Source organism: Burkholderia sp. AU30280, from assembly GCF_020420125.1.
Classification (GTDB): domain Bacteria; phylum Pseudomonadota; class Gammaproteobacteria; order Burkholderiales; family Burkholderiaceae; genus Burkholderia.
The window spans coordinates 22,840-44,216 of the sequence record NZ_JAIZRY010000014.1; the positions used below are offsets into that span (position 1 = coordinate 22,840).

Genomic DNA, 21,377 nt, shown 5'->3' on the forward strand with positions numbered 1-21,377 from the left:
CGCGTCGTTCCAACCGGTCAACCCGTTCACCCCATTCAAGCGACAACCACGGAGACAATGCCATGTGGCGCAACTGGTCGGGATATGTCTGCAGTCCTGATGCAACCGTGTCGACGCCTGCGTCGCACGCCGGGCTCGCGGCGGTGCTGCGCGACGCGGCGGCAGCCGGCGCCATCGTGCGCGCGGCCGGCGCCGGTCATTCGTTCTCGCCGCTCGTGCAGACCGACGACGTGATCCTGTCGCTCGACGCGATGCAGGGCGTGATCGACGTCGACCGCGACCGGCGCGTCGCGCGCGTGCATGCCGGCACGCGGCTGTGGGCGCTGGGCCCGGCGCTCGCCGCGCACGGCCTCGCGATGGAGAACCTCGGCGACATCAACGTGCAGTCGATCGCCGGCGCGACCAGCACCGGCACGCACGGCACCGGCATCACGCTCGGCAACCTGTCGACGCAGATCGACAGCCTGACCTTCATGTGCGCGGACGGCAGCGAGATCCGTGCGAGCGCCGATACGCACCCCGACCTGTTCGCCGGCGGCCGGATCGGGCTCGGCGCGCTCGGCGTGCTGACCGAGATCGGCCTGCGCCTCGTGCCCGCGTTCAAGCTGCGCCTTGAGCGCAGCGGCATGCGGCTCGACGACTGCCTCGCGCAAGCGGACGCGCTGATCGCGAAGCATCGCTCGTTCGAGTTCTACTGGTTCCCGCATACGGACAGCGTGCTGACCAAGGCATGGGACATCACCGACGAGCCGGCCGACTCGGTGCACTGGGCGAGCCGCGCATCCGAATCGTTCCTCGAGAACACGGTGTTCGGCGCGCTGTGCGGGCTCGGCAAACGCGTGCCGTCGCTATGCCCGGCGCTGAGCCGGCTGTGCGCATCGACCGTGTCGGCCGGCCGGCACGTGGATGCGAGCTACGCGATGCTGTCGACGGTGCGCCGCGTGCGCTTCAACGAAATGGAATGGTCGGTGCCGGCCGAGCGCGGCGCCGACGCCTTGCGCGAAATCCGCGCGTTCATCGCGCGCCGCAGCTTCCCGCTGATGTTCCCGATCGAATACCGCTGGGTGCGCGGTGACGACATCTGGCTGAGCCCCGACTACGGGCGCGACAGCGTGCGCATCTCGGTGCACCAGTATCGCGGGATGCCGTTCGACGCGTACTTCTCGGGCGTGCAGGCGATCTGCCGCAATCAAGGCGGGCGGCCGCACTGGGGCAAGGTGCATGCGATGAAGGCCGCCGAGCTGGCGGCGTGCTATCCGCACTGGGACGATTTCCTCGCATTGCGCGAACCGATGGACCCGCACGGCCGCTTCCTGACGCCGTACCTGCGCACGCTGTTCGGCCTGCCGCGAAGCGCAAGCGCGGCCGCAGCCGCATCCGCTCGCGCCACACCCGCCCGCCGAGCGACACACCCGATGCACGAAACGGCCGGCATCGCACACGATCGGCCGCGATCCGACCAGGCGGCCTCATGAGCACAGCCACGCTGCACGCTGCCGCGCAGTCGCGCCCCGATCCGTCGACGGGCGCCGTCGTCCGCCTTGCGCTCGCGTTCGCGGCGGCCACCAACGGCCTGATCCTGTCGCCGTTCCTCGTCGCGGCCGTGATGACGCGCTTCAGGCTCGACGAAGGCACCGCGACCGCGCTCGTCAGCGCCGAGATCCTCGGCATCGCGATCAGTTGCGCACTGCTGTCGCACCGGATCGCGCGCGCCGCGCGGCCGTTCACGCTGGCCGGCCTGGTCGGCACGATCGCCGGGCAGGCGCTCAGTGCGGTCGCGCCCGAGATCGTGTCCGCGGCAGTCGCGCGCGGGATGACGGGGCTGTTCGAAGGAATGCTGTTCGTCGTCGTCGCATCCGGCGTGTCGCAGCGCGCGTCGACCGACCGCCTGTGGGGGCAGATCAACCTGCTCGCGGGCGTCATCAACGGCGGCATCCTCGTGCTGATCTCCGCGTTGCCGGCCGGCTGGCTCGGGCACTGGGTGTTCGCGCTGCTGGCGGCCGTCGTCGCGATGCTCGCGCCCGCGATCCGCGGCATCGACGCGTTCGCGAGCCCCGCCGCGCAGACCCGCGTGCGCGCCGGCACGCTGCCGTGGCGGCCGGTGATCGCGATCTGGGTCGTGACCGCGCTCGTCTACGGCGTGCAGGCGTCGCAATGGGCGATCGCCGGCTTCGTCGGCGAGCGCGCCGGGCTGTCGCCCACGACGATCGGCGTGCTGCTGTCGGTATCGTCGCTGCTCGGCTTCGTCGGCGCGGCGATTCCGTCGCATCCGGCCAGCCACAAGCACCGCCTCGCGCTGATCTGGGCCGCGCAGCTCGCGATGATCGCGTCGATCGAATGGTTCTTCAGCGCGCGCGGCGGCAGCGCGTACTTCCTGAGCCAGTTCGTGCTGAACAGCGCGTTCTTCGTGATCGTGCCGTTCCTCACGGGGATGCTGTCCGACGTCGACCCGGACGGCTCGCTGGTCGCGCGCACGCTCGTCGTCACGTTCTTCGCGGCCGGCATCGGCACCGCGCTGTCGGGCGCGCTGCTCGGCCGCTTCGGCGGCACGCGCGTCGCCCACGTGCTGTGCGTGGCCGTGCTGGCCGCCGCCCCGTTCGTGCGGCTCGCGCTGCGCCGCGCGGCGCCCGGTGCGGTGGCGAGCGCATCGCCCTGAGCGCACTGCGTCATGCGGTGGCCGCGACGCACCACGAGATTGGCCGCCGCGGCCTTGGCCCGCGCAAATTTGGCTTTCTACAGTCGTTTCCGGCGGTGCGAGCCGTCTCCCCATGTCGATGCGGAGTCCAGAATAATGAATCGTCACGATAGCGTTCGCGCCGCGTGCTGCGCGATGATGGTCCTGGCCGGTACCGGCGCGCACGCGCAAGGCAACGTGACGCTGTACGGCGTGATCGATGCGGGCGTCCGCTACGAAACGCACGGCGTGTCTTACGGCGCCGACGGCTCGCCGGTGTCGACGGGCCGCAGGATCTCGATGGCCGACGGCGGCGGCCTGACGGAAAGCTACTGGGGCCTCAAGGGGCAGGAGGATCTCGGCGGCGGGCTGTCCGCGCAGTTCAACGTCGAGAGCCACTTCGGCCCGAACAGCGGCAGCATCGTGCCGGCCGGCTCGCCGAACTTCTTCCAGGTCGCGTACGTGGGGCTGACGTCGACGTCGCTCGGCCAGCTCACGCTCGGCCGCCAGTACAACGTGCCGTTCGAGATGGTGTCGCTGACCTACGGCTCGAACCTGTGGGCCGGCCCGCAGGATCCGTACTTCAACCTGTTCAAGCCCGAGCAGACGATGCTCGCGGCCGCGCGCACCAGCAACATGATCCAGTACGGCGCGCAGCTCGGCAGCCTGTACCTGCTCGCGCAGTACTCGCCCGGCGGCCATGCGGGCGGCGGCGTGCTCGGCGCCCAAACCGGCGCGGCGATCGCGTATGCGCCGGACAAGGGGCCGTTCACGGTCGGCGCATCGTTCATGCGCAGCTGGGACGACGTCACGCACGGCAAGTTCGACGTCTACGGCGGCGGCGGCTCGGTGACCCTGGGTAACGCGACCGTCAACGCCGGCTATATCGAGAACGCGCGCGACAACGACTTCACGTCGTTCGAGAACGGCCCGTTCGGCCCCACCGATCTCGCGGCGCTCGGCATCATCTCGCCCGCGCAGGTGGTCGATCCGTCGGTGCCCGGCGGGTTCCGCCGCCGCAAGATGGCGCTCGCGGGGCTGACGGTCCGCTTCACGCAGACGTTCACGGCGGCCGTCAACGCATGGTGGACCACCCAGTCCGGCTATACATCGGACTTCGACGGCCGCGCGCGCCAGTTCCAGGTGATCGCCGGCTACAGCCTGTCGAAGCGCAGCATGCTGTATGCGGAAGTCGACTACGCGATCTATCGCGGCGGGCTGATCGGCGCGCAGCTCGTCGGCATCAACGGGCAGTCGCCGAGCACGAGCACCACGCAGCTCGGCGCGACGGTCGGCCTGCGGCACTACTTCTGAAGCGGGGCCGCGCGGGATGTGGGCAATCGCGGCCGGGGCGGCGCCGGGTTTCCGGCCGGGCGGGACGCGTACAATCCATGGAAAAAAATACGGAGCATCCATGGACGAACCCGACCGTTATACGACGGCGAATCTGCCGGTCCATCTGTTGCGGTGCCTCGCGGAGACAAGCAAGGAGCTGGGCATCGACCCCACGCGGCTGTGCCTCGGGCTCGGCTTCGACGTCGCGGACCTGTCGAATCCGTCGTGCCGGATTTCCTTGCGCCAGGCGAGCACGATGATCCGCCGCGCGCTCGACATGGCGCCGGGGCGGGCGCTCGGTCTCGAACTCGGCACGAGCGAGACGATCGCGTCGATCGGCCTGGTCGGCTATGCGATGCTGACGAGCCCGACGCTGAAGGACGCGATCGTGGTCGGCATCGAGCTGCAGCGCCACACGGGGCCGCTGATGCGCTTCGAGGTCGTCTCGGATACGCGCACGCTGTCGGTCCGCGCGACCAACGTCTTCCTCGAACCGGACATCGAGGCGTTCCTCGTCGAGGAAGCGTTCGGCAGCTTCATGAAGATCGGGCGCTCGCTCGTCGGCCCCGCGTTCCAGCCGAAGGTCATCGATCTCAGCTACCCGCCGCCGGCCTATGCGGAGCAATATGCGCGCGTGTTCCCGTGCCCCGTGCGGTTCGAACAGGAGCAGAACCTGTTCTCGTGCGACGCCGCACTCGGCAACCGCCCGATCGCGACCCACGATCCGCTCGCGCATCGCCAGGCGCTCGAATTCCTGCAGGACGCGCTGCCGCCCGAACCCGAAGGTACCGAATTTCTCGAATCGATCGAACGGATCATGCGGCGCGACCTGCGCCATGCGCCGTCGCTCGCCGAGATCGCCGCGCAACTGTGCATGAGCGAGCGCACCCTCCGGCGGCGGCTTGCCGATCAGGGCGCGTCGTATCAAACGGTGATCGACACGATCCGCCGCAAGCGCGCATTCACGCTGCTGAGCAACCCGCGGCTGTCGATCGAGGACGTCGCGCACGAAGTCGGGTTCAGCGACGCGCACAACTTCCGGCGCGCGTTCAAGCGGTGGACCGGGCACGGGCCGAGAGAGGGGCAGCGGGCGGTATAGCGGCCCGGCCGCCGTTACGCCGCGCCCGCGAGCGAACGATCGAGCACGACGAGCGTTTGATACAGCACGCGCGTGCCGTCGAGCAACTGCTGCGGCTCGATCCATTCTTCCGGGCAATGGCTGCGGCCGCCCAGGCACGGAATGAAGATCATCCCGATCGGCCCGGTCGGCGCGACGTACACGGCGTCGTGCCCCGCGCCGCTCGGCAGCCGCATGCTCGGATAACCGAGCTGCGTGGCCGCCTGTTCGACCGCGTCCATCACGAGCGGCTGGCAATCGGTCGGCCGTGCGCGGCTCACGTGCTCCGCGCGCGCACTCAACCGCAACGCGTCGAGCCGCGCGGCCGCACCGGCCAGCAACGCCTCGGGAAACGCGCCGAGCACCGCGTCGCTGTCGCTGCGCACTTCGAGCATCAGCTCGACCTGCCCCGGCACCGCGTTCGGCACGTTCGGCGTCATCGCAATTCGCCCGATCGTCGCCACGACGTAGTGCGGATTGCCCGACAGCGCCGACGCACGCGCATGCGCGGCCTCGATCAGGTGCGCGGCGCCGACGAGCGCGTCGCGCCGGATATCCATCGGCGTCGTGCCCGCATGGTCGGGCTGCCCGGTCACGGTGATCAGCACGCGCCGGATGCCGACGATATTGGTCACGACGCCGATCGGCAGGCCGCGCGTCTCGAGTACCGGGCCTTGTTCGATATGCAGTTCGACGAACGCGGCGGTGCTGCCCGGCGCACGCAGCGGTTCGCTCAGCGCATCCGGATTGCCGCCGATGCGGCGCAGCGCTTCGGCGAGCGTTTCGCCTTCGGCGTTCGTCGCGCGCAGCATGCCGGCGTCGAGCACCCCGGACAGCGCACGGCTGCCGACGCACGAGATGCCGTAATCGCTCGGTTCCTCGGACAGGAAGTCGATCACCTCGAACGGATGGTCGAGCACGATGCCCTGTTCGTTCAGCGTATGCGCAACCTCGATGCCCGCGAGCACGCCGATGATCCCGTCGAAGCGGCCGCCGCCGACCACCGTGTCGCAATGCGACCCCGTGACGAGCGGCTTCGTGCAACGGCCGCTGCCTTCGCGGCGGCCGATCAGGTTGCCGCCCGCGTCCATCGACACGGTGAGACCCGCTTCGGCGAACTGCGCGGCGAGCCATGCGCGCGCTTCGGTGAAGAGCGGCGAGAACGCGCGGCGCGTCCACGGGACGTCGACTCGCGTGAAGTGCGCCAGTTGCTCGACGCGCGCGTTCAGGCGTTCGGCGTTCAGCGGCGGGAAAGGCGTCGGATTCATGCGTGCTCCTGTTCGGTGGCGATCGACCGGTTGCCGTGCGGCTTCAGGAAGCGGCCCGACCCGGCCGGGTTGACGATGCGCGCGCCGTCGTACACGAGCGCGCCGCGACAGTACGTGGCGGCGATCCGCACCGTGAATTCCATCCCTTCGAACGCGCTCCACTGCACGGCCGACAGGCTGCGCGACGGATCGAACGCATGACGTTCCGGAGTGAGGATCACGAAATCCGCATCGGCGCCGACGTCGAGCGACCCTTTGCGGTCATCGAGCAGGAAATGCCGGGCCGGATTCGTCGCGAGCAGTTCGGCCACGCGCGTCGGCGCGATGCCATGCTGTTCGCAGCCGGTCCAGAATGCGGGCAGCAGCGTTTCGAGCCCCGGGCCGCCCGACGCGTTGCGGAACACGTTCGGGTCGCCCTTGCGCTCGAGCCCCCAGCTCACGTGATCCGACGACACGAACGTGCATTCGCCGCGCGCGATGTGCGTCCACAGCAGATCCTGCTCGGCGCGCGGCCGGATCGGCGGGTAGTGCTTGGTTTTCGCGCCGAAGCGCTTCGTATGCGTTTCGTGGTCGAGCATCAGGTACTGCACGCAGGTCTCGATGCTCGCGCGATGGCCGGCCTGCCGGAACATGTTGCACAACTCGAAGCCACGCGACGTCGACACGTGCACCGCGTGCGCGCGGGCCCCCGTCTCCGCGCCGATCTCGTAGATCAGCGCGGTCGCGAGGTTCTCGATCAGGGGCGGATGTGCACGCAGGAAGGCGTCCCAGCCCGTATCGCCGGCCTCGATCATCCGTGCGATGTTCTTGCGCGTCAGGTCCTGCATCTGGTTGTGCACGCCGCACGCGAGGCCCGACGGCGCGATCAGCCGGAACGCGTCGTACAGCACATCCTCCTCGACGCGCGGGAACCGGCCGGGCGTCGCCTCGAACGTCGAGAACTTGAACGCGCACACGCCGCCGTCGATCAGCCCGGCCGCCGCTGCGAGGCCGTGCTTCGCGTTGAGCGTGCCGTACAGCGCAACGTCGACGTGGCAATCGCGCTCGGCTTCCGCGATCTTGCGGTCGAGCTGCGCGCGCGAGGCGACCGGCTCCGGATCGTCGTACGGCATGTCGACCATCACCGTCACGCCCCCGGCGGCGGCCGCACGCGACGCGTGACCGAGCCCCTCCTGGTTCGCCTGGCTGGCCGCATGCACCTGCCCGTCGACGACGCCCGGCAGCACCCACTGCCCGCGCGCATCGATCGTGTCGCGCGCCGCCGGCGGCGCACCCGTGCCGCGCGCGGCAATCCGCCCGTTCCTGATCGCGAGCCAGCCGTCGTCGGCCACCTCGCGCGCATCGACCAACCGGCCGCGCACCACCTGTTCGAATTCGCTCATCTGCGCCTCCTGCTTTTTTGACCACGAGCAGTTTAGGCAGCGCTCTGCCAGAATGTCTCATGCCGATTTATCTCCCCCACATAACATGGAGTTAAGGCTGTGCGTCTGAACCTGCGCCAGATCGAGGTGTTTCGCGCCATCATGCTGACCGGCTCGATCAGCGGCGCCGCGAAGCTGCTGCACGTATCGCAGCCGGCCGTCTCGCGGCTCATTTCGTATGCCGAACAACGGCTCGGCCTTGCGCTGTTCGAGCGCATCAAGGGGCGGCTCTACCCGACGCCGGAAGCGCAGCGGCTGTTCGTCGAAGTGAATGCGGTGTACCAGGGCGTGCAGCGCGTCAACGAAATCGCGGAAGACCTGATCGAGAACCGGATGGGCCACCTGCGCATCGCGTGCAGCCCCAATCTCGGCCAATCGCTGCTGCCGCGCGCGATCGCCGCGTTCTACGAACGCTTTCCCGACGTGCGCATCATCCTGCACACGATGATCCCGAGCGTGCTGCTGCAGGCGGTGCTCACGCAGCAGGTCGAGCTCGGCATCGCGTTCCTGCAGGACACGCACCCGAACGTCGAAAGCCAGCGCCTCTATGAAAACCGGATGGTCGCGGCCGTGCCCGCGTCGCACCCGTTCGCGCGCCGCAAGACGCTGGCCGTGCGCGATCTCGCGAACCAGCCGCTGATCGGCTATGGCAGCGACATCCCGCTCGGGCAACTGGTGCGGCGGCTGTTCAGCGACGAAGGGCTCGTGCCGCTGGTCAAGATCGAAGTGCAGCAGGCGCACGTCGCTTGCGCGCTCGCGCAGGCCGGCACCGGCATCGCGCTGATCGACGAGCTGACGGTCGCGGGCCCGGTGTGGCCGCAGATCGTCGTGAAGCCGATCGTGCCGACGATCGCCGCGCCGGTCAGCGTGCTGCACCCCGTGCTTGCACCGCTGTCGCGCCTCGCGCACGAGTTCATCGACACGCTGCACGCGCTGTCCGCCCCCGCGTGAATTTCGTTGCCCGAACAGGCTGAAACCGTTGTCCAGCCTGCGTTTCAACGTCGTACCGGCAACCGCGGATCACCCCGTTCGCCATCCGTCGCTCAAGCGTCACCGGGATTACCCTACGCTTAACATTGCGTTATGAAGTCTCCATAAAATAGCAATAACGCTCAATATTCGGCGTCCCTAGAATCGTTTGGACAGTACCGCCACACAAGGCTTTCCGGCCGGCGCGTACAGCCCTTTTCCCCTCTCAGGACAAACGACACATGGGACGCATCCTGTCTTCGAAGGACGTCGAAGCCGCCGTCAAGGGCGGTTCGGTTTTCGCATGCGGCGGCGGCGGCTGGGCCGACCACGGCCGTGAACTCGGCACGCTCGCGGTCACGATCGGCCGCCCCGAACTGGTGAGCATCGACGAGTTGCCGGACGACGCGTGGATCGCCACGGCCGCCGCGATCGGCGCGCCGGGCGGCCTCACCGACTGGCAAATGCTCGGCGCCGATTACGTGAAGGCCGCGCAGCTCGTGCAGGACGCGCTCGGCGCGCCGCTCGCGGGGCTCATCATCGGGCAGAACGGGATGTCGAGCACGCTGAACGCGTGGCTGCCGTCCGCGCTGCTCGGCACCAAGGTCGTCGACGCCGTGGGCGACATCCGCGCGCATCCGACCGGCGACATGGGCTCGCTCGGCCTCGCGTCGAGCACGGCGCCGATGATCCAGGCGGCGGCCGGCGGCAACCGCGAACGCCATGCGTACATGGAAGTGGTCGTGCGCGGCGCGACCGCAAAGGTGTCGCCGGTGCTGCGCAAGGCGGCCGACATGGCCGGCGGCTTCATCGCGAGCTGCCGCAACCCGATCCGCGCGTCGTACGTGCGCCAGCATGCGGCGCTCGGCGGCATCAGCCGCGCGCTCGCGCTCGGCGAAGCGATCATCGACGCCGAGCGGCGCGGCGGCAGCGCGGTGATCGACGCGATCTGTGCGGCCACGCACGGCGAGATCGTCGCGAGCGGCAAGGTCGAGCGCAATACGCTCGAATACACGCGCGAAGCATTCGACGTCGGCCTCGTCTACCTCGGCAGCGGCGCACAGCGCGCGGTCATTCACGTGATGAACGAACACATGGCGGTGGACGATGCGCACGGCGCGCGGATCGCGACCTACCCGGACGTGATCACGACGCTCGATGCCGAAGGCCTCCCGGTCAGCGCGGGCCAGTTGAAGGAAGGGATGGAGATCCACGTGCTGCGCGTGGCGAAGGCGCACATCCCGCTGTCGTCGTCGGTGTTCGATCCCGCGGTCTATCCGCCGGTCGAAGCCGCGCTCGGCATCTCGATCGCCGACTATGCGCTCGCACGCTGACCGGAGGGCACGATGACGAACCAGACGACCCGCACCTTCGAAGTCACGTCGGGCGCCACGCTGCGCTGCAGGGGCTGGCGCCAGGAAGCGCTGCTGCGCCTGCTCGAGAACGTGCTCGCCGTCGGCGAGGATCCCGGCCAGCTGATCGTCTACGCGGCGCTCGGCCGCGCGGCGCGCGACTGGCCGTCGCACGACGCGATCGTGCGCACGCTGAAGACGATGGACGAGAACGAGACGCTCGTCGTGCAGTCCGGCAAGCCCGTCGCGCTGCTGCGCACGCATGCGAGCGCGCCGCTCGTCGTGATGGCGAACTGCAACCTGATCGGCCAGTGGGCGAAGGCCGAGCACTTCTACGAACTGGAGCGGCGCAACCTGATCTGCTGGGGCGGCCTCACGGCCGGCGACTGGCAGTACATCGGCTCGCAGGGCGTGATCCAGGGTACCTACGAAATCTTCTCGCGGATCGCCGAGCGCCATTTCGACAACGACCTGCGCGGGCGCTTCATCCTAACGGCCGGGCTCGGCGGGATGGGCGGCGCGCAGCCGCTCGCGGGCCGGATGGCGAACGCGGCGACGCTCGTCGTCGAGATCGACCAGACGCGCATCGACAAGCGGCTGCAGATCGGCTTCCTCGAACGGCAGGCGCGCGATCTCGACGAGGCGCTCGCGCTGATCCGCGACGCGCAGGACCGGCGCGAACCGATCTCGGTCGGCCTGCTCGGCAACGCGGCCGACGTGTTCCCGGCGATCCTCGCGCGCGGCGTCGTACCCGACATCGTCACCGACCAGACGGCCGCGCACGATCTCGTGTACGGCTACGTGCCGTCGGGCTACACGCTCGACGCGGTGCGCGCACTGCGCGACAGCGACCGCACGAAGCTGATGGACGCGAGCCGCGCGTCGATCGTGCGGCACGTCGAAGCGATGCTCGGCTTCAAGGATCGCGGCGCGATCGTGTTCGACAACGGCAACCTGATCCGCACGCACGCGAAGGACGGCGGCGTTGCACGCGCGTTCGAGATCCCGGTGTTCACCGAGGCCTTCCTGCGCCCGTTGTTCTGCCGCGCGATCGGCCCGTTCCGCTGGATCGCGCTGTCGAACGACCCGAACGACATCCGCGTCATCGACGACTACCTGCTCGAACACTTCCCGGACAACCGGATCGTCACGAACTGGATCCGCAAGGCACGCGAATGCGTGCCGTTCGAAGGGCTGCCGGCCCGCATCGCGTGGCTCGGCCACGGCGAGCGCACGCGGCTCGCACTGGCGGTCAACGCGATGGTGCGCGACGGCGTGCTGGCCGGGCCGGTCGCCTTCACGCGCGACCACCTCGACGCCGGCGCGATGGCGCACCCGAACATCATGACCGAGAACCTGCGCGACGGCTCCGATGCGGTGGCCGACTGGCCGCTGCTGAACGCGATGATGAGCTGCTCGTCGATGGCCGATCTCGTCGCGATCCATTCGGGCGGCGGCGGCTACAGCGGCTACATGACGAGCGCGGGCGTCACCGTCGTGGCCGACGGCAGCGCGGCCGCGAACGAGCGGCTGACGCTGTCGATGACCAACGACACCGCGCTCGGCGTGATCCGCTACGCGGACGCCGGCTACGAAGAAGCGCTCGACGAAGCGCAACGCAAGCAGATTCCGCATATCCGGCTGTAACGGCCGGCTCGCACGACGACAGGACAGGAGATCGAAGTGAAGCAAACCGCGGTTCCCCTCGACACGGCCGACGCCGTGTCACCCCCTACCTCGAGTGCCGGGCGCGCGATCGCCGCGGCGTCGGTCGGCAACGCGCTGGAGTGGTACGACTTTTCCGTCTACGCGTTCTTTGCCGTGTATATCGCGCAGAACTTCTTCCATCGCGGCGACACCGGCACCGAGCTGGTCGAGGCGTTCATGGCGTTCGGGATCGGCTTCATCGCGCGGCCGCTCGGCGCGCTCGCGATCGGCGTGTACGGCGACCGCGCGGGGCGCAAGGCCGCGCTGACGCTGACCATCCTCGTGATGGCGGCCGGTACCGGCATCATCGCGTTCGCGCCGCCGTACACGGCGATCGGCGTCGGCGCGCCGCTGCTGATCCTGTGCGGCCGCCTGCTGCAGGGCTTCTCGGCCGGCGGCGAAGTGGGCGGCGCGGCGGCGTTCCTGATCGAGCACGCGCCGGCGGACTGCAAGGGCTGCTACGCATCGTGGCTGCAGGCGAGCATGGCCGCGTCGAACATCCTCGGCGCACTGGTCGCGACCGGCGTGACGCTCACGCTGTCGCGCGAACAGATCGGCGACTGGGGCTGGCGGATCCCGTTCATCCTCGGCCTCGCGATCGCGCCGGTCGGCCTGTGGCTGCGCAAGACGCTCGACGAAACACCGCATTTCCGCGCGGAGACGGCGCGTGCCGCGCATGCACCGGCCCAACGCAAGGCGCCGCTGCTGCAGGTCGTGCGCGACTATCCGCGCGCGCTCGTCGTCGGCACCGGGTTCTCGGTGTTGTGGGCCGTCTGCGTGTATGCGCTGGTGATCTACATGCCGACGCACGTGCAGCGCGCGCTGCACTTCGACGGGCGCGACGCGTTCATCGCGTCGCTGGTCGGCAACTGCCTGATGGCCATCGCCTGCGTGTACGCCGGGAGCTGGTCGGATCGCATCGGCCGGCGCAAGGTGCTGACGGCCGGCGCCGTGCTGATGCTCGTGTCGGTGTATCCGCTGCTGCACTGGCTCGCCGACGCGCACACGCTCGCCGCGCTGATCGTCGTGCAGAGCGCGTTCTGCGTGATGGTCGCGATCTTCACGGGCGTCGCGCCCGCCGCGCTGTCGGAGCTGTTCCCGACGCAGGTACGCGCGACCGGCATGTCGCTGTCCTACAACATCGCCACGACGATCTTCGGCGGCTTCGCACCGGCGATCCTCGCATGGCTCACGCAACGGTCCGGCAACCCGTTCGCGCCCGCCTGGTATGTGATGGCCGCGAGCGTCATTGCGCTCGCGTCGATCGCCGCGCTGTCTTCCACGTCACGTCACGCCTGAAATCGGAGAACCGCTTCATGCAACGCTTCCTCATGCGGAGCGCGATCGCGCTCGCGTTTTTCGCCGCCGTCCCGGCCTTCGCGGACGTCACGCTCGACGGCCGGTCCGTCACGCCCGAATCGATCGCACGCATCGCCGACGGCGAAGCCGTGTCGATCGCGCCGGCCGCCCGCCAGCGGGTCGTCGCCGCGCACGACGTGCTGCTGAAGGCCGCCGCGGCCGGCCAGCAGATCTACGGGCTGACGGTCGGTGTCGGCCTCAACAAGGACCGCGAGATGGTCGATGCGCACGGCAAGCTGAGCCAGGAGGTCATCGACGCGTCGACGCGCTTCAACATCGGGCTGATCCACGCGCACTCGGGCAGCGTCGGCCCCGACATGAGCGTGCGCGTGGCCCGCGCCGCGATGGCCGCGCGCCTGAACGCGATGCTCGACGGCGGCGCCGGCGTGCAGCCCGCGATCGTCGATGCGTACGCGCAGTTCCTCAATCGCGGCATCACGCCCGCGATGCCGGCGGACGGCTCGATCGGCGAGGCCGACATCACGATCCTCAGCCACGTCGGCCTCGCGATGCTCGGCGAAGGCGACGTGTATTACCAGGGCCGCAAGATCGCGGCCACCGATGCGCTGAAGTCGGCCGGCATGGCGACGATTCGCCCGTACGGCAAGGACGCGCTCGCGATCCTCAGCTCCAACGCTTACTCGGCCGGCATGGGCGCGCTGGCGCTCACCGACATGGCGCGCCTCGCGCAGGTATCGAAGGTCGTGTTCGCGCTGAGCCTGCAGGGGCTGAACGGCAACGTGTCGCCGTTCCGCGAGGACACGCTCGCGCTGCGGCCGTTCCCGGCCACGCTGCGCGCGGGCGCCGCGCTGCGCACGCTGCTCGCGGGCAGCAGCCTGTGGAACCGCGATCCGGACCGGCCGCTGCAGGACCCGCTCAGCTTCCGGTCCGGCGTCTACCTGCTCGGCGAAGAGGATCGCACCTACGACGAAGCGCGTGCGCTGCTGCAGGTGCAGCTCAATTCGAGCGACGACAACCCGGGCGTCGCGGTCGGCGTCACGCCGAAGTCGAACCGCGCGCAGGATGCGGCCGGCTACGTCGACGGCGGCGGCGCGGTGCTGCCGAGCGCGAACTTCGAGCCGCTGCCGTGGGTGCTCGCGTTCGAACAGCTCGGGCTCGCGCTCGGCCACAACGCGCTCGCGTCCGCGCAGCGCATCGTCAAGCTGAACGACCCGCACCTCACCGGCCTCTCGCGCTTCCTCGGCACCGAGGACACCGTGCACGCGTTTGGCGCGATGGAAAAGCCGCCGACCGCGCTCGCGATGACGGTGAAGTCGCTCGCGATGCCCGTGTCGCTCGACTACCTGCCGGTCGCCGGCGGCATCGAGGACGTCGCGACGAACGCGCCCGACGTCGTGCAGCGCGTACAGAAGCAGATCGACGCAAGCTACACGCTGCTCGGCCTCGAACTGATCGAGGCGGCGCAGGCGATCGACCTGCGCCAGCGCAAGCAGCCGTCGTTCACGCTCGCGCCGGTCACGCAGCCGCTGTACCGCGCACTGCGCACGAAGGTCGCGTTCCTCCAGCGGGACCGCCCGCTCACGCCCGACTTCCGCGCCGCCGATGCGCTGCTGCGCGCGTATCGCGACTGAGCGGCGCACCGCCCTTGCTCAATTTCACCCGTTAGCTGCCACACCTGCCGCCGCGATCGTCGTTCGATCGCGGCGCGGGGCCTGCTCGTCCGTCTCCGCACCCAACCGGATCGAACCGCCGCACGCCGTCTTTCACCCACTACGCACCGGACCCTCATCATGAAAAAACTCCTGTTCGCGCTGCCGCTCGCCGCGGCCGCCACCACCCACGCGCAAAGCAGCGTCACGCTGTACGGCATCGTCGAAGACGGCGTCGACTACGTGTCGAACGTGCAGGGCAAGCATCTCGTGCAGCTTGCCTCGGGCGTGACGGCGGGCAGCCGCTGGGGCGTGCGCGGCACCGAGGATCTCGGCGGCGGCCTGAGCGCGATCTTCCGGCTCGAAAGCGGCTTCGACATCAACTCCGGCCGCCTCGGCAGCGGCCTCGCGTTCTCGCGCAACGCGTATGTCGGCCTGAACGACACGAAGCTCGGCACGCTGACGCTCGGCCGCCAGTGGGATTCGATCGTCGACTACGTCGAGCCGTTCACGCTGAACGGCAACATCGGCGGCTACTACTTCGCGCACCCGAACGACATGGACAACACCGACAACGGCTTCCCGATCTCGAACGCGGTGAAATACCGCAGCCCGACGATCGCGGGCATCACGTTCGGCGGCCTCTATGCGTTCGGCGGACAGCCCGGCCGCTTCTCGGACAACGCGACGTTCAGCGTCGGCGCGAGCTACGCGGCGGGCCCGGTCGGCTTCGGCATCGGTTATCTGCGGATCAACGACCCGGGCGTGTCGACGCAGGGCTACCAGAACTATCCGGGCTTCACGAACGCGATCTACGGCAACTACCTCGATGCGGCGCGCGCGCAGAAGGTGTTCGGCGTGGGCGCGTCGTACCAGGTCGTGCAGTGGCTCAAGGTGCTGGCCGACTTCACGAACACGAACTTCCAGCAAGGTAGCGCGGGGCATGACGCGACGTTCCAGAACTACGAGCTGTCGACGCTGGTCACGCCAGCGCCGGCCGTGACGATCGGCGCGGGCTATACGTACACGACGGGCCGCGACCACGCGACGAATGCGGAGCCGAAGTACCACCAGTTCAACCTGAGCGTCGAATACGCGCTGTCCAAGCGCACGAGCGTCTACGTGATGGGCGCCTTCCAGAAGGCGGCCGGCGACGCGCCCGTCGCGCAGATCGCGGGTTTCAACCCGTCCGGCAACCAGAAGCAGGCGGTGGGCCGCGCGGGCATCCGCCACGTGTTCTGACGTACGTGATGGCTGACGGTCAGGATTGATCGGCTGGTACGTGGCGCGCGATCGACGCGAGCGAAGCGCTCGTGCACGGCCACTGGCACCAGAAGGCATTCGGCGCGTTCACGCCGGTGCAGACCGTGCTGCGCTGGATTCCGGGGCTGACGGTGTCGCCGGTCGAATCGTCGTGCTGCGGGATGGCCGGCAGCTTCGGCTACGAAGCCGAACACTACGCAGCATCGCAGGCGATGGCCGAACTGTCGCTGCTGCCCGCCGTGCGGGCGCGGGCAGAAGGCGCGATCGTCGTGGCGGACAGCACGAGCTGCCGGCATCAGATCCAGGGCGGCGTGCAAACGCAGGCCGTGCTTGTGGCGAAGGTGCTGGCGCTGGCGCGGGCACTGCGGAACTGACGGCGATCTCGACGTACAGCACGCGTCACGCCGGCGCGGCCGCCTCCGTCACACCGCCTCGCCGCTCCCGCCCATCAGCGTCATCAGTTGCTCGCGCAGCCACCGGCTGCCCTGATCCTGATCGGCGCTGCGATGCCAGTAGCAGAAGTATTCGAGAGCCGGCATCTCGAACGGCAGTTCGAGAATGCGCGCCGGATAGCGCTGCAGCAGCCGCAGCGGCGCCGTCAATGCGAGATCGCCGCGCATCGCGATCAGCGGCGCGACCATGTAGTGCTGCACGCGCATCTGGATGGTGCGGCGCAGGCCAAGGCGCGTCAGTTCCGCGTCGACGTGCCCGCTGCCCTTGCGGCGGCTCGACACGTGGATGTGCCCCATCGACAGGTAGTCGTCCATGGTGAGCGTGTCGCCCTTGAACGGGTGACCGTCGCGGATCATGCACGCATAGCGGTCGCGCACGAGCAGCGCCTGGTGCAGGTGCGGGTCGCCGATCAGCGGTGCGTCGATCGCAAGGTCGACGGAGCCGTTCGCGAGCGCGGTCGCCACTTCGCGGCGGTCCATCGTGTAGCTGCGCACGTGCATGCCGGGCGCATGCGTCTGCAGCAGTTCGCCGAGCGCGGGCAGCAGCAGCGCTTCGGTCAGGTCGCTCATGCTCATCCGGAACACGCGCGTCGACGATGCCGGATCGAACACGTCGCCTTCGTGCGCGCTCGAATCGAGCAGTTGCATCGCCTCGCGCACGCGGCCGACGATGTTCTCGGCCAGCGGCGTGGGCATCATCCCGGCCGGCGTGCTGACGAACAGCGGATCGTTCAGGGTCTTGCGCAGCCGCGCAAGCGCGTTGCTGACGGCCGGCTGCGTGAGGTTCAGCACCTCGGCCGCCCGCGTCAGGTTGCGCTTGGTGTAGATCGCATCGAATACGACGAACAGGTTCAGGTCAATCTTCGAAAGGCGCATCGCCGGATCTCCTTGCCGGCATCTTACGGCGTGCGCCTCCCGTTCGTCCACGGCCCTGCGCATCGCGGCGCGACGCTCAGGCGCGCGGCGGCGGCGTCAGGTACGGCGCCGTCGAACCGGGCTCGCCGTCCTTGATTTCCATCCGCGCGATCGCCTGCAGGTGCACCTCGTCCGGGCCGTCGGCGAAGCGCAGCGCGCGGCCCCAGGTCCAGAGGTCGGCGAGCGGCGTATCGGGGCTCAACCCCGCCGCGCCGAACACCTGCATCGCGCGGTCGCACACGTCCGTGTACACGGTCGGCACCAGCGCCTTGATCATCGCGATTTCCTTGCGGGCGGCCTTCGCGCCGACCTTGTCGATCATCCACGCGGCCTTCAGCACCAGCAGGCGCGCCTGCTCGATCTCGATGCGCGAACGCGCGATCCATTCGCCGACCGTGCCGTGCCGGTTCAGCGGCTTGCCGAACGCGACGCGCGACTGCGCGCGGTCGACCATCAGCTCCAGCGCGAGCTCGGCCGCGCCGATCGAACGCATGCAGTGGTGGATGCGGCCCGGCCCGAGGCGTGCCTGCGCGAGCGCAAAGCCGCTGCCTTCCTCGCCGAGCAGGTTGCTCGCCGGCACGCGCACGTTGTCGAACGTGATCTCGCAGTGCCCTTCCGGCGCGACGTGATTGACCACCGTGATGTTGCGCACGATCGTCACGCCCGGCGTGTCGCGCGGCACGAGGATCATGCTCTGCTGCCGGTGCGACTCGGCCTCGGGATCGGTCTTGCCCATCACGATGAAGATCCGGCAGTTCGGATGCGCGGCGTTCGTGATGAACCACTTGCGGCCGTTGATCACGTACTCGTCGCCGACGCGCTCGATGCGCGTCGTGATGTTGGTCGCATCCGACGACGCCACATCGGGCTCCGTCATCGCGAACGCCGAGCGGATCTCGCCGCGCAGCAGCGGCTTCAGCCACTGTTCGCGCTGCGCCGGCGACGCGAACATGTGCAGCAGTTCCATGTTGCCGGTGTCCGGCGCGTTGCAGTTGAACACTTCCGACGCCCAGCTCACCCGCCCCATGATCTCGGCGAGCGGTGCGTATTCGAGATTCGTCAGGCCCGTGCCAGGCTCGTCGTCCTTCAGGTGCGGCAGGAACAGGTTCCACAGCCCTTCCGCCTTCGCGCGCTCCTTCAGTTCCTCCATGAACGACACGGGATACTGGCCCGCGTGCACTTCCTCGTTCCACTGGCGGATGCGCGGCACGATGTGCGCGTCCATGAATGCGCGCACGCGGCTGCGCAGTTCTTCCACTTTCGGGGTGTAGCCAAAGTCCATGATCGACTCCTCGGGATTCCGTGTTCCGTTCGTGCTTCAGAAGGCCGAGACACCGCCGTCCACGGCGACGGCCTGCCCGGTCAGATAAGTGTTTTCCTTCGCGCACAGCGTCAGCATCGTCGCGACGATCTCCTCGGGCCGGCCGAGCCGCTTCATCGGCGAGCCCTGCGCGAGAAAGTCCTGGCGCTCGCCGATATCGCTGTCGGTGACCATCGGCGTCGTGCTGTAGAACGGGCACACCGCATTCACGCGAATGCCGTGACGCGCGTATTCGATCGCCGCCGTCTTCGTGAGCCCGACCACCGCATGCTTCGACGCCGCGTAGGCCGCCAGCTTCGGCGCGCCGCCGAGCCCGGCCATCGACGCGACGTTCAGGATCACGCCTTCGCGCTGCGCGAGCATCTGGCGGATCTGGTGCTTCATCCCGAAGAACACGCCCTTCGCGTTCACCGCGAAACTCAGGTCGAGATCGGCTTCGTCGGTGTCGATCAGCGCCTTCATCGGCGGTGCGATGCCCGCGTTGTTGATGCCGACGTCGAGCCGGCCGAAACGCTCGGCCGCCGCGTGCACCAGCGCGGCCACCTCCGCCTCGACGCGCACGTCGCAGCGCTGCGCGATCACGTCGGCGCCGGCCGCGCGCAGCGGTGCGGCCACGCGTTCGAGCGCTTCGTCGTTCAGGTCGCCAAGGGCCAGCCGCGCGCCCATCGCGGCCAGTTCGCTCGCGAGCAACGCGCCGAAGCCGCTCGCGGCGCCGGTGATCATCACGGCTTGCCCTGCGTAGCTGTCGATCTTCATCGCGCGCTCAGATCGTCAGGCCGCCGTCGACGACGATGCACTCGCCGTTCGTGTAGCTCGCCGCGTCCGACACGAGATACAGCACGGTGCCGGCCATTTCGCGCGGCTCCGCATGGCGGCGCAGCGGGATCTTCCCCATCCAGGTCTCGTAGATGTCCTTGTCGGCGAACAGCGCGCCCGCGAACTTCGTCTTCGTGAGACCCGGCAGCAACGCGTTCACGCGGATGCCGAGCGGCCCGCATTCCTTCGCGAATGCCTTCGTCATGTTGACGACCGCGGCCTTCGTGATCGAGTAGATGCCCTGCCGGTCGCCCGGCTGCAGCGCGTTCACCGACGCCGTGTTGACGATCGCGCCGCCGTGCGCCTTCATCAGCTTGCCGGCCTCGACCGACATGAAGAAGTAGCCGCGGATGTTCACGTCGACCGTCTTCTCGTACGCGGCGAGGTCGGTATCGAGGATGTGCCCGAAATACGGGTTCGCGGCCGCGTTGTTCACGAGGATGTCGAGGCGGCCGTGCTTGCCGCGGATGTGCTCGAACGTCGCGGCGATATCTTCCAGCCGCCCGACGTGGCAGGCCAGCGCCTCGGCGCGGCCGCCCGCCGCGACGATCGCGTCGGCCACGGCCTGGCAGTCGTCGAGCTTGCGGCTCGACACGATCACGTGCGCGCCCTGCTCCGCGAGCAGTTTCGCGATTTCCTCGCCGATGCCGCGGCTCGCGCCCGTCACCAGTGCGATCTTGCCCGTCAGGTCGAACAGGTTCGTTGCCATGTTGCTGTGCTCCTCCATTGATGTGGTGACGTGCCCGGCGGCTTCAGCGATGCGCGTCGATCACGCCGACGGCGAGTTCGGCGAGCCGCCCGGCCATCGCGCCGACGCGCAGCGCCTGCTCGCTCGACGCGTTGCCCTGCAGCGCGCGCGCCTTCACGCCCTGCGCGATCGACGCGAGCCGGAAGAAACTGAAGGCCAGATAGAAGTGCCAGTCGCGAATCGGCTCGATGCCGCGCAGTTCGCAATAGCGCGCGACGATCGCCGCTTCGTCCGGCACGCCGAGTGCGGCGCGATCCTGGCCCGCGAGCCCGCGCACCTGCCCGCCGGACGGCAGCCGCAGGCACATGCAGAAATACGCGAGATCGGCGAGCGGGTTGCCGAGCGTCGACAGTTCCCAGTCGAGCACGGCCTGCACGCGATAACTGTCGCGCGCGAACATCAGGTTGTCGATCCGGAAATCGCCATGCACCAGCGCCGGCCGGCCCGTGTCGGCGGGGCACGCCTTCGGCAGCCAGTCGATCAGCGTTTCCATCGCGTCGAGGCGCTCGGTTTCGGCCGCGCGATACTGCTTCGTCCACACGCCGATCTGGCGCTCGAAGTAGTTGCCGGGGCGGCCGTAGTCGGCGAGGCCCACCGCATCGACATCGACGTCGTGCAACGCGGCCATCGTCCGCAGCAACGCGTCGTAGCACGCCGCGCGATCGGCCTTCGGCAGTTCCGGCAGCGCGGGATCCCAGAAGATCCGGCCGTCCTCGTAGCTCATCACGTAGAACAGGCTGCCGATCACGTCGCGGTCTTCGCAGAGGTGATACGGACGCGCGACCGGCACCGCGGTGCCCGACAGCGCGCTCAGCACGCGGAATTCGCGGTCGACCGCATGCGCGGACTTCAGCAGTTCGCCGGGCGGCTGGCGGCGCAGCACGTAGCGGCCGCTCTTCGCATGCAGCAGGAAAGTCGGATTCGACTGGCCGCCGGCAAACTTCTCCGTGTCGACCGGGCCTGCGAAGCCCGGCACGTGCGCTTCCAGATAGCGCGTGAGGCGGGCTACGTCGAGTTGCTGGGTAGGGTTCGTCATCGTCGCGATCGTTC

At 68.9% G+C, this 21,377-nt stretch carries 17 protein-coding genes and 1 pseudogene; 11 read left to right on the top strand and 7 right to left on the bottom strand.

Annotated features, from left to right (window positions below; genetic code table 11):
- Positions 1-62 precede the first annotated feature (62 nt).
- The 4 genes from LGN17_RS27770 (at position 63) to LGN17_RS27785 (ending at position 5,108) form a co-directional block, all read left to right on the top strand.
- Complete coding sequence (locus tag LGN17_RS27770) at positions 63-1,475, top strand: D-arabinono-1,4-lactone oxidase (protein WP_226200054.1); 1,413 nt, start codon at positions 63-65, stop codon at positions 1,473-1,475.
- A complete protein-coding gene (locus LGN17_RS27775; RefSeq protein ID WP_226200056.1) occupies positions 1,472-2,656 on the top strand; it encodes an MFS transporter in 1,185 nt (394 codons plus the stop codon). Before LGN17_RS27770 ends, LGN17_RS27775 begins: the two co-directional genes overlap by 4 nt.
- A 135-nt stretch (positions 2,657-2,791) precedes the next feature.
- On the top strand, positions 2,792-3,988 hold the full coding sequence (locus tag LGN17_RS27780; RefSeq protein ID WP_226200058.1) for a porin: 1,197 nt from the start codon (positions 2,792-2,794) through the stop codon (positions 3,986-3,988).
- 100 nt (positions 3,989-4,088) lie between these two features.
- Positions 4,089-5,108 (top strand): AraC family transcriptional regulator, encoded by a 1,020-nt coding sequence (locus LGN17_RS27785; RefSeq protein ID WP_226200060.1) that lies wholly within the window; start codon positions 4,089-4,091, stop codon positions 5,106-5,108.
- Positions 5,109-5,122: 14 nt separating this feature from the next.
- On the opposite strand, the gene LGN17_RS27790 is transcribed toward LGN17_RS27785, so the two are convergent.
- Complete coding sequence (locus LGN17_RS27790) at positions 5,123-6,394, bottom strand: Zn-dependent hydrolase (protein ID WP_226200062.1); 1,272 nt, start codon at positions 6,392-6,394, stop codon at positions 5,123-5,125.
- Positions 6,391-7,776 carry a dihydroorotase gene (locus tag LGN17_RS27795; RefSeq protein WP_226200064.1) on the bottom strand — a complete coding sequence of 462 codons (1,386 nt, stop codon included), beginning with the start codon at positions 7,774-7,776 and terminating at the stop codon, positions 6,391-6,393. The genes LGN17_RS27790 and LGN17_RS27795 overlap by 4 nt, the downstream gene beginning before the upstream one ends.
- 99 nt (positions 7,777-7,875) lie before the next feature.
- On the opposite strand from LGN17_RS27795, the gene LGN17_RS27800 reads away from it, so the two are divergent.
- The 7 genes and pseudogenes from LGN17_RS27800 to LGN17_RS27830 all read left to right on the top strand — a co-directional run.
- The gene (locus LGN17_RS27800; protein WP_226200067.1) at positions 7,876-8,766 is read left to right on the top strand and encodes a LysR family transcriptional regulator; all 891 of its coding nucleotides are present in this window, start codon (positions 7,876-7,878) and stop codon (positions 8,764-8,766) included.
- A 260-nt stretch (positions 8,767-9,026) separates the two neighbouring features.
- Positions 9,027-10,118: a DUF917 domain-containing protein gene (locus tag LGN17_RS27805; RefSeq protein WP_226200069.1), complete on the top strand. Its 1,092-nt coding sequence runs from the start codon at positions 9,027-9,029 to the stop codon at positions 10,116-10,118.
- A 12-nt stretch (positions 10,119-10,130) separates the two neighbouring features.
- Complete coding sequence (locus LGN17_RS27810; protein ID WP_226200071.1) at positions 10,131-11,783, top strand: urocanate hydratase; 1,653 nt, start codon at positions 10,131-10,133, stop codon at positions 11,781-11,783.
- 36 nt (positions 11,784-11,819) lie between these two features.
- Positions 11,820-13,142, top strand: a complete 1,323-nt coding sequence (locus tag LGN17_RS27815) for an MFS transporter (RefSeq protein ID WP_226200073.1) — start codon at positions 11,820-11,822, stop codon at positions 13,140-13,142.
- A gap of 17 nt (positions 13,143-13,159) precedes the next feature.
- The gene (locus tag LGN17_RS27820) at positions 13,160-14,794 is read left to right on the top strand and encodes an HAL/PAL/TAL family ammonia-lyase (protein WP_226200075.1); all 1,635 of its coding nucleotides are present in this window, start codon (positions 13,160-13,162) and stop codon (positions 14,792-14,794) included.
- A gap of 159 nt (positions 14,795-14,953) precedes the next feature.
- Positions 14,954-16,054: a porin gene (locus LGN17_RS27825; RefSeq protein WP_226200076.1), complete on the top strand. Its 1,101-nt coding sequence runs from the start codon at positions 14,954-14,956 to the stop codon at positions 16,052-16,054.
- Positions 16,055-16,116: 62 nt separating this feature from the next.
- Positions 16,117-16,449 (top strand): annotated as a pseudogene (locus LGN17_RS27830) (FAD-binding oxidoreductase); the annotation flags it as partial.
- A 48-nt stretch (positions 16,450-16,497) separates the two neighbouring features.
- On the opposite strand, the gene LGN17_RS27835 reads toward LGN17_RS27830, so the two are convergent.
- From LGN17_RS27835 to LGN17_RS27855, 5 genes are all read right to left on the bottom strand, one after another.
- Entirely contained in the window at positions 16,498-17,403 is a 906-nt protein-coding gene (locus LGN17_RS27835) for a LysR family transcriptional regulator (RefSeq protein WP_175956864.1), read from the bottom strand.
- Positions 17,404-17,479: 76 nt separating this feature from the next.
- Positions 17,480-18,724, bottom strand: coding sequence for an acyl-CoA dehydrogenase family protein (locus LGN17_RS27840; protein WP_226200078.1), 1,245 nt, complete (start codon positions 18,722-18,724; stop codon positions 17,480-17,482).
- A 36-nt stretch (positions 18,725-18,760) separates the two neighbouring features.
- Positions 18,761-19,519, bottom strand: coding sequence for an SDR family NAD(P)-dependent oxidoreductase (locus LGN17_RS27845; RefSeq protein ID WP_226200081.1), 759 nt, complete (start codon positions 19,517-19,519; stop codon positions 18,761-18,763).
- Positions 19,520-19,526: 7 nt separating this feature from the next.
- Entirely contained in the window at positions 19,527-20,288 is a 762-nt protein-coding gene (locus LGN17_RS27850; protein WP_226200083.1) for an SDR family oxidoreductase, read from the bottom strand.
- A 43-nt stretch (positions 20,289-20,331) separates the two neighbouring features.
- Complete coding sequence (locus LGN17_RS27855) at positions 20,332-21,363, bottom strand: phosphotransferase (RefSeq protein ID WP_226200085.1); 1,032 nt, start codon at positions 21,361-21,363, stop codon at positions 20,332-20,334.
- Positions 21,364-21,377 lie beyond the last annotated feature (14 nt).

Excerpts from the sequence above, each read along its gene's own strand:
- LGN17_RS27770 (WP_226200054.1), top strand. The coding sequence starts at position 63 with ATGTGGCGCAACTGGTCGGGATATGTCTGCAGTCCTGATGCAACCGTG.
- LGN17_RS27775 (WP_226200056.1), top strand. The coding sequence starts at position 1,472 with ATGAGCACAGCCACGCTGCACGCTGCCGCGCAGTCGCGCCCCGATCCG.
- LGN17_RS27780 (WP_226200058.1), top strand. The coding sequence starts at position 2,792 with ATGAATCGTCACGATAGCGTTCGCGCCGCGTGCTGCGCGATGATGGTC.
- LGN17_RS27785 (WP_226200060.1), top strand. The coding sequence starts at position 4,089 with ATGGACGAACCCGACCGTTATACGACGGCGAATCTGCCGGTCCATCTG.
- LGN17_RS27790 (WP_226200062.1), bottom strand. The coding sequence starts at position 6,394 with ATGAATCCGACGCCTTTCCCGCCGCTGAACGCCGAACGCCTGAACGCG.
- LGN17_RS27795 (WP_226200064.1), bottom strand. The coding sequence starts at position 7,776 with ATGAGCGAATTCGAACAGGTGGTGCGCGGCCGGTTGGTCGATGCGCGC.
- LGN17_RS27805 (WP_226200069.1), top strand. The coding sequence starts at position 9,027 with ATGGGACGCATCCTGTCTTCGAAGGACGTCGAAGCCGCCGTCAAGGGC.
- LGN17_RS27810 (WP_226200071.1), top strand. The coding sequence starts at position 10,131 with ATGACGAACCAGACGACCCGCACCTTCGAAGTCACGTCGGGCGCCACG.
- LGN17_RS27820 (WP_226200075.1), top strand. The coding sequence starts at position 13,160 with ATGCAACGCTTCCTCATGCGGAGCGCGATCGCGCTCGCGTTTTTCGCC.
- LGN17_RS27825 (WP_226200076.1), top strand. The coding sequence starts at position 14,954 with ATGAAAAAACTCCTGTTCGCGCTGCCGCTCGCCGCGGCCGCCACCACC.
- LGN17_RS27835 (WP_175956864.1), bottom strand. The coding sequence starts at position 17,403 with ATGCGCCTTTCGAAGATTGACCTGAACCTGTTCGTCGTATTCGATGCG.
- LGN17_RS27840 (WP_226200078.1), bottom strand. The coding sequence starts at position 18,724 with ATGGACTTTGGCTACACCCCGAAAGTGGAAGAACTGCGCAGCCGCGTG.
- LGN17_RS27845 (WP_226200081.1), bottom strand. The coding sequence starts at position 19,519 with ATGAAGATCGACAGCTACGCAGGGCAAGCCGTGATGATCACCGGCGCC.
- LGN17_RS27850 (WP_226200083.1), bottom strand. The coding sequence starts at position 20,288 with ATGGCAACGAACCTGTTCGACCTGACGGGCAAGATCGCACTGGTGACG.
- LGN17_RS27855 (WP_226200085.1), bottom strand. The coding sequence starts at position 21,363 with ATGACGAACCCTACCCAGCAACTCGACGTAGCCCGCCTCACGCGCTAT.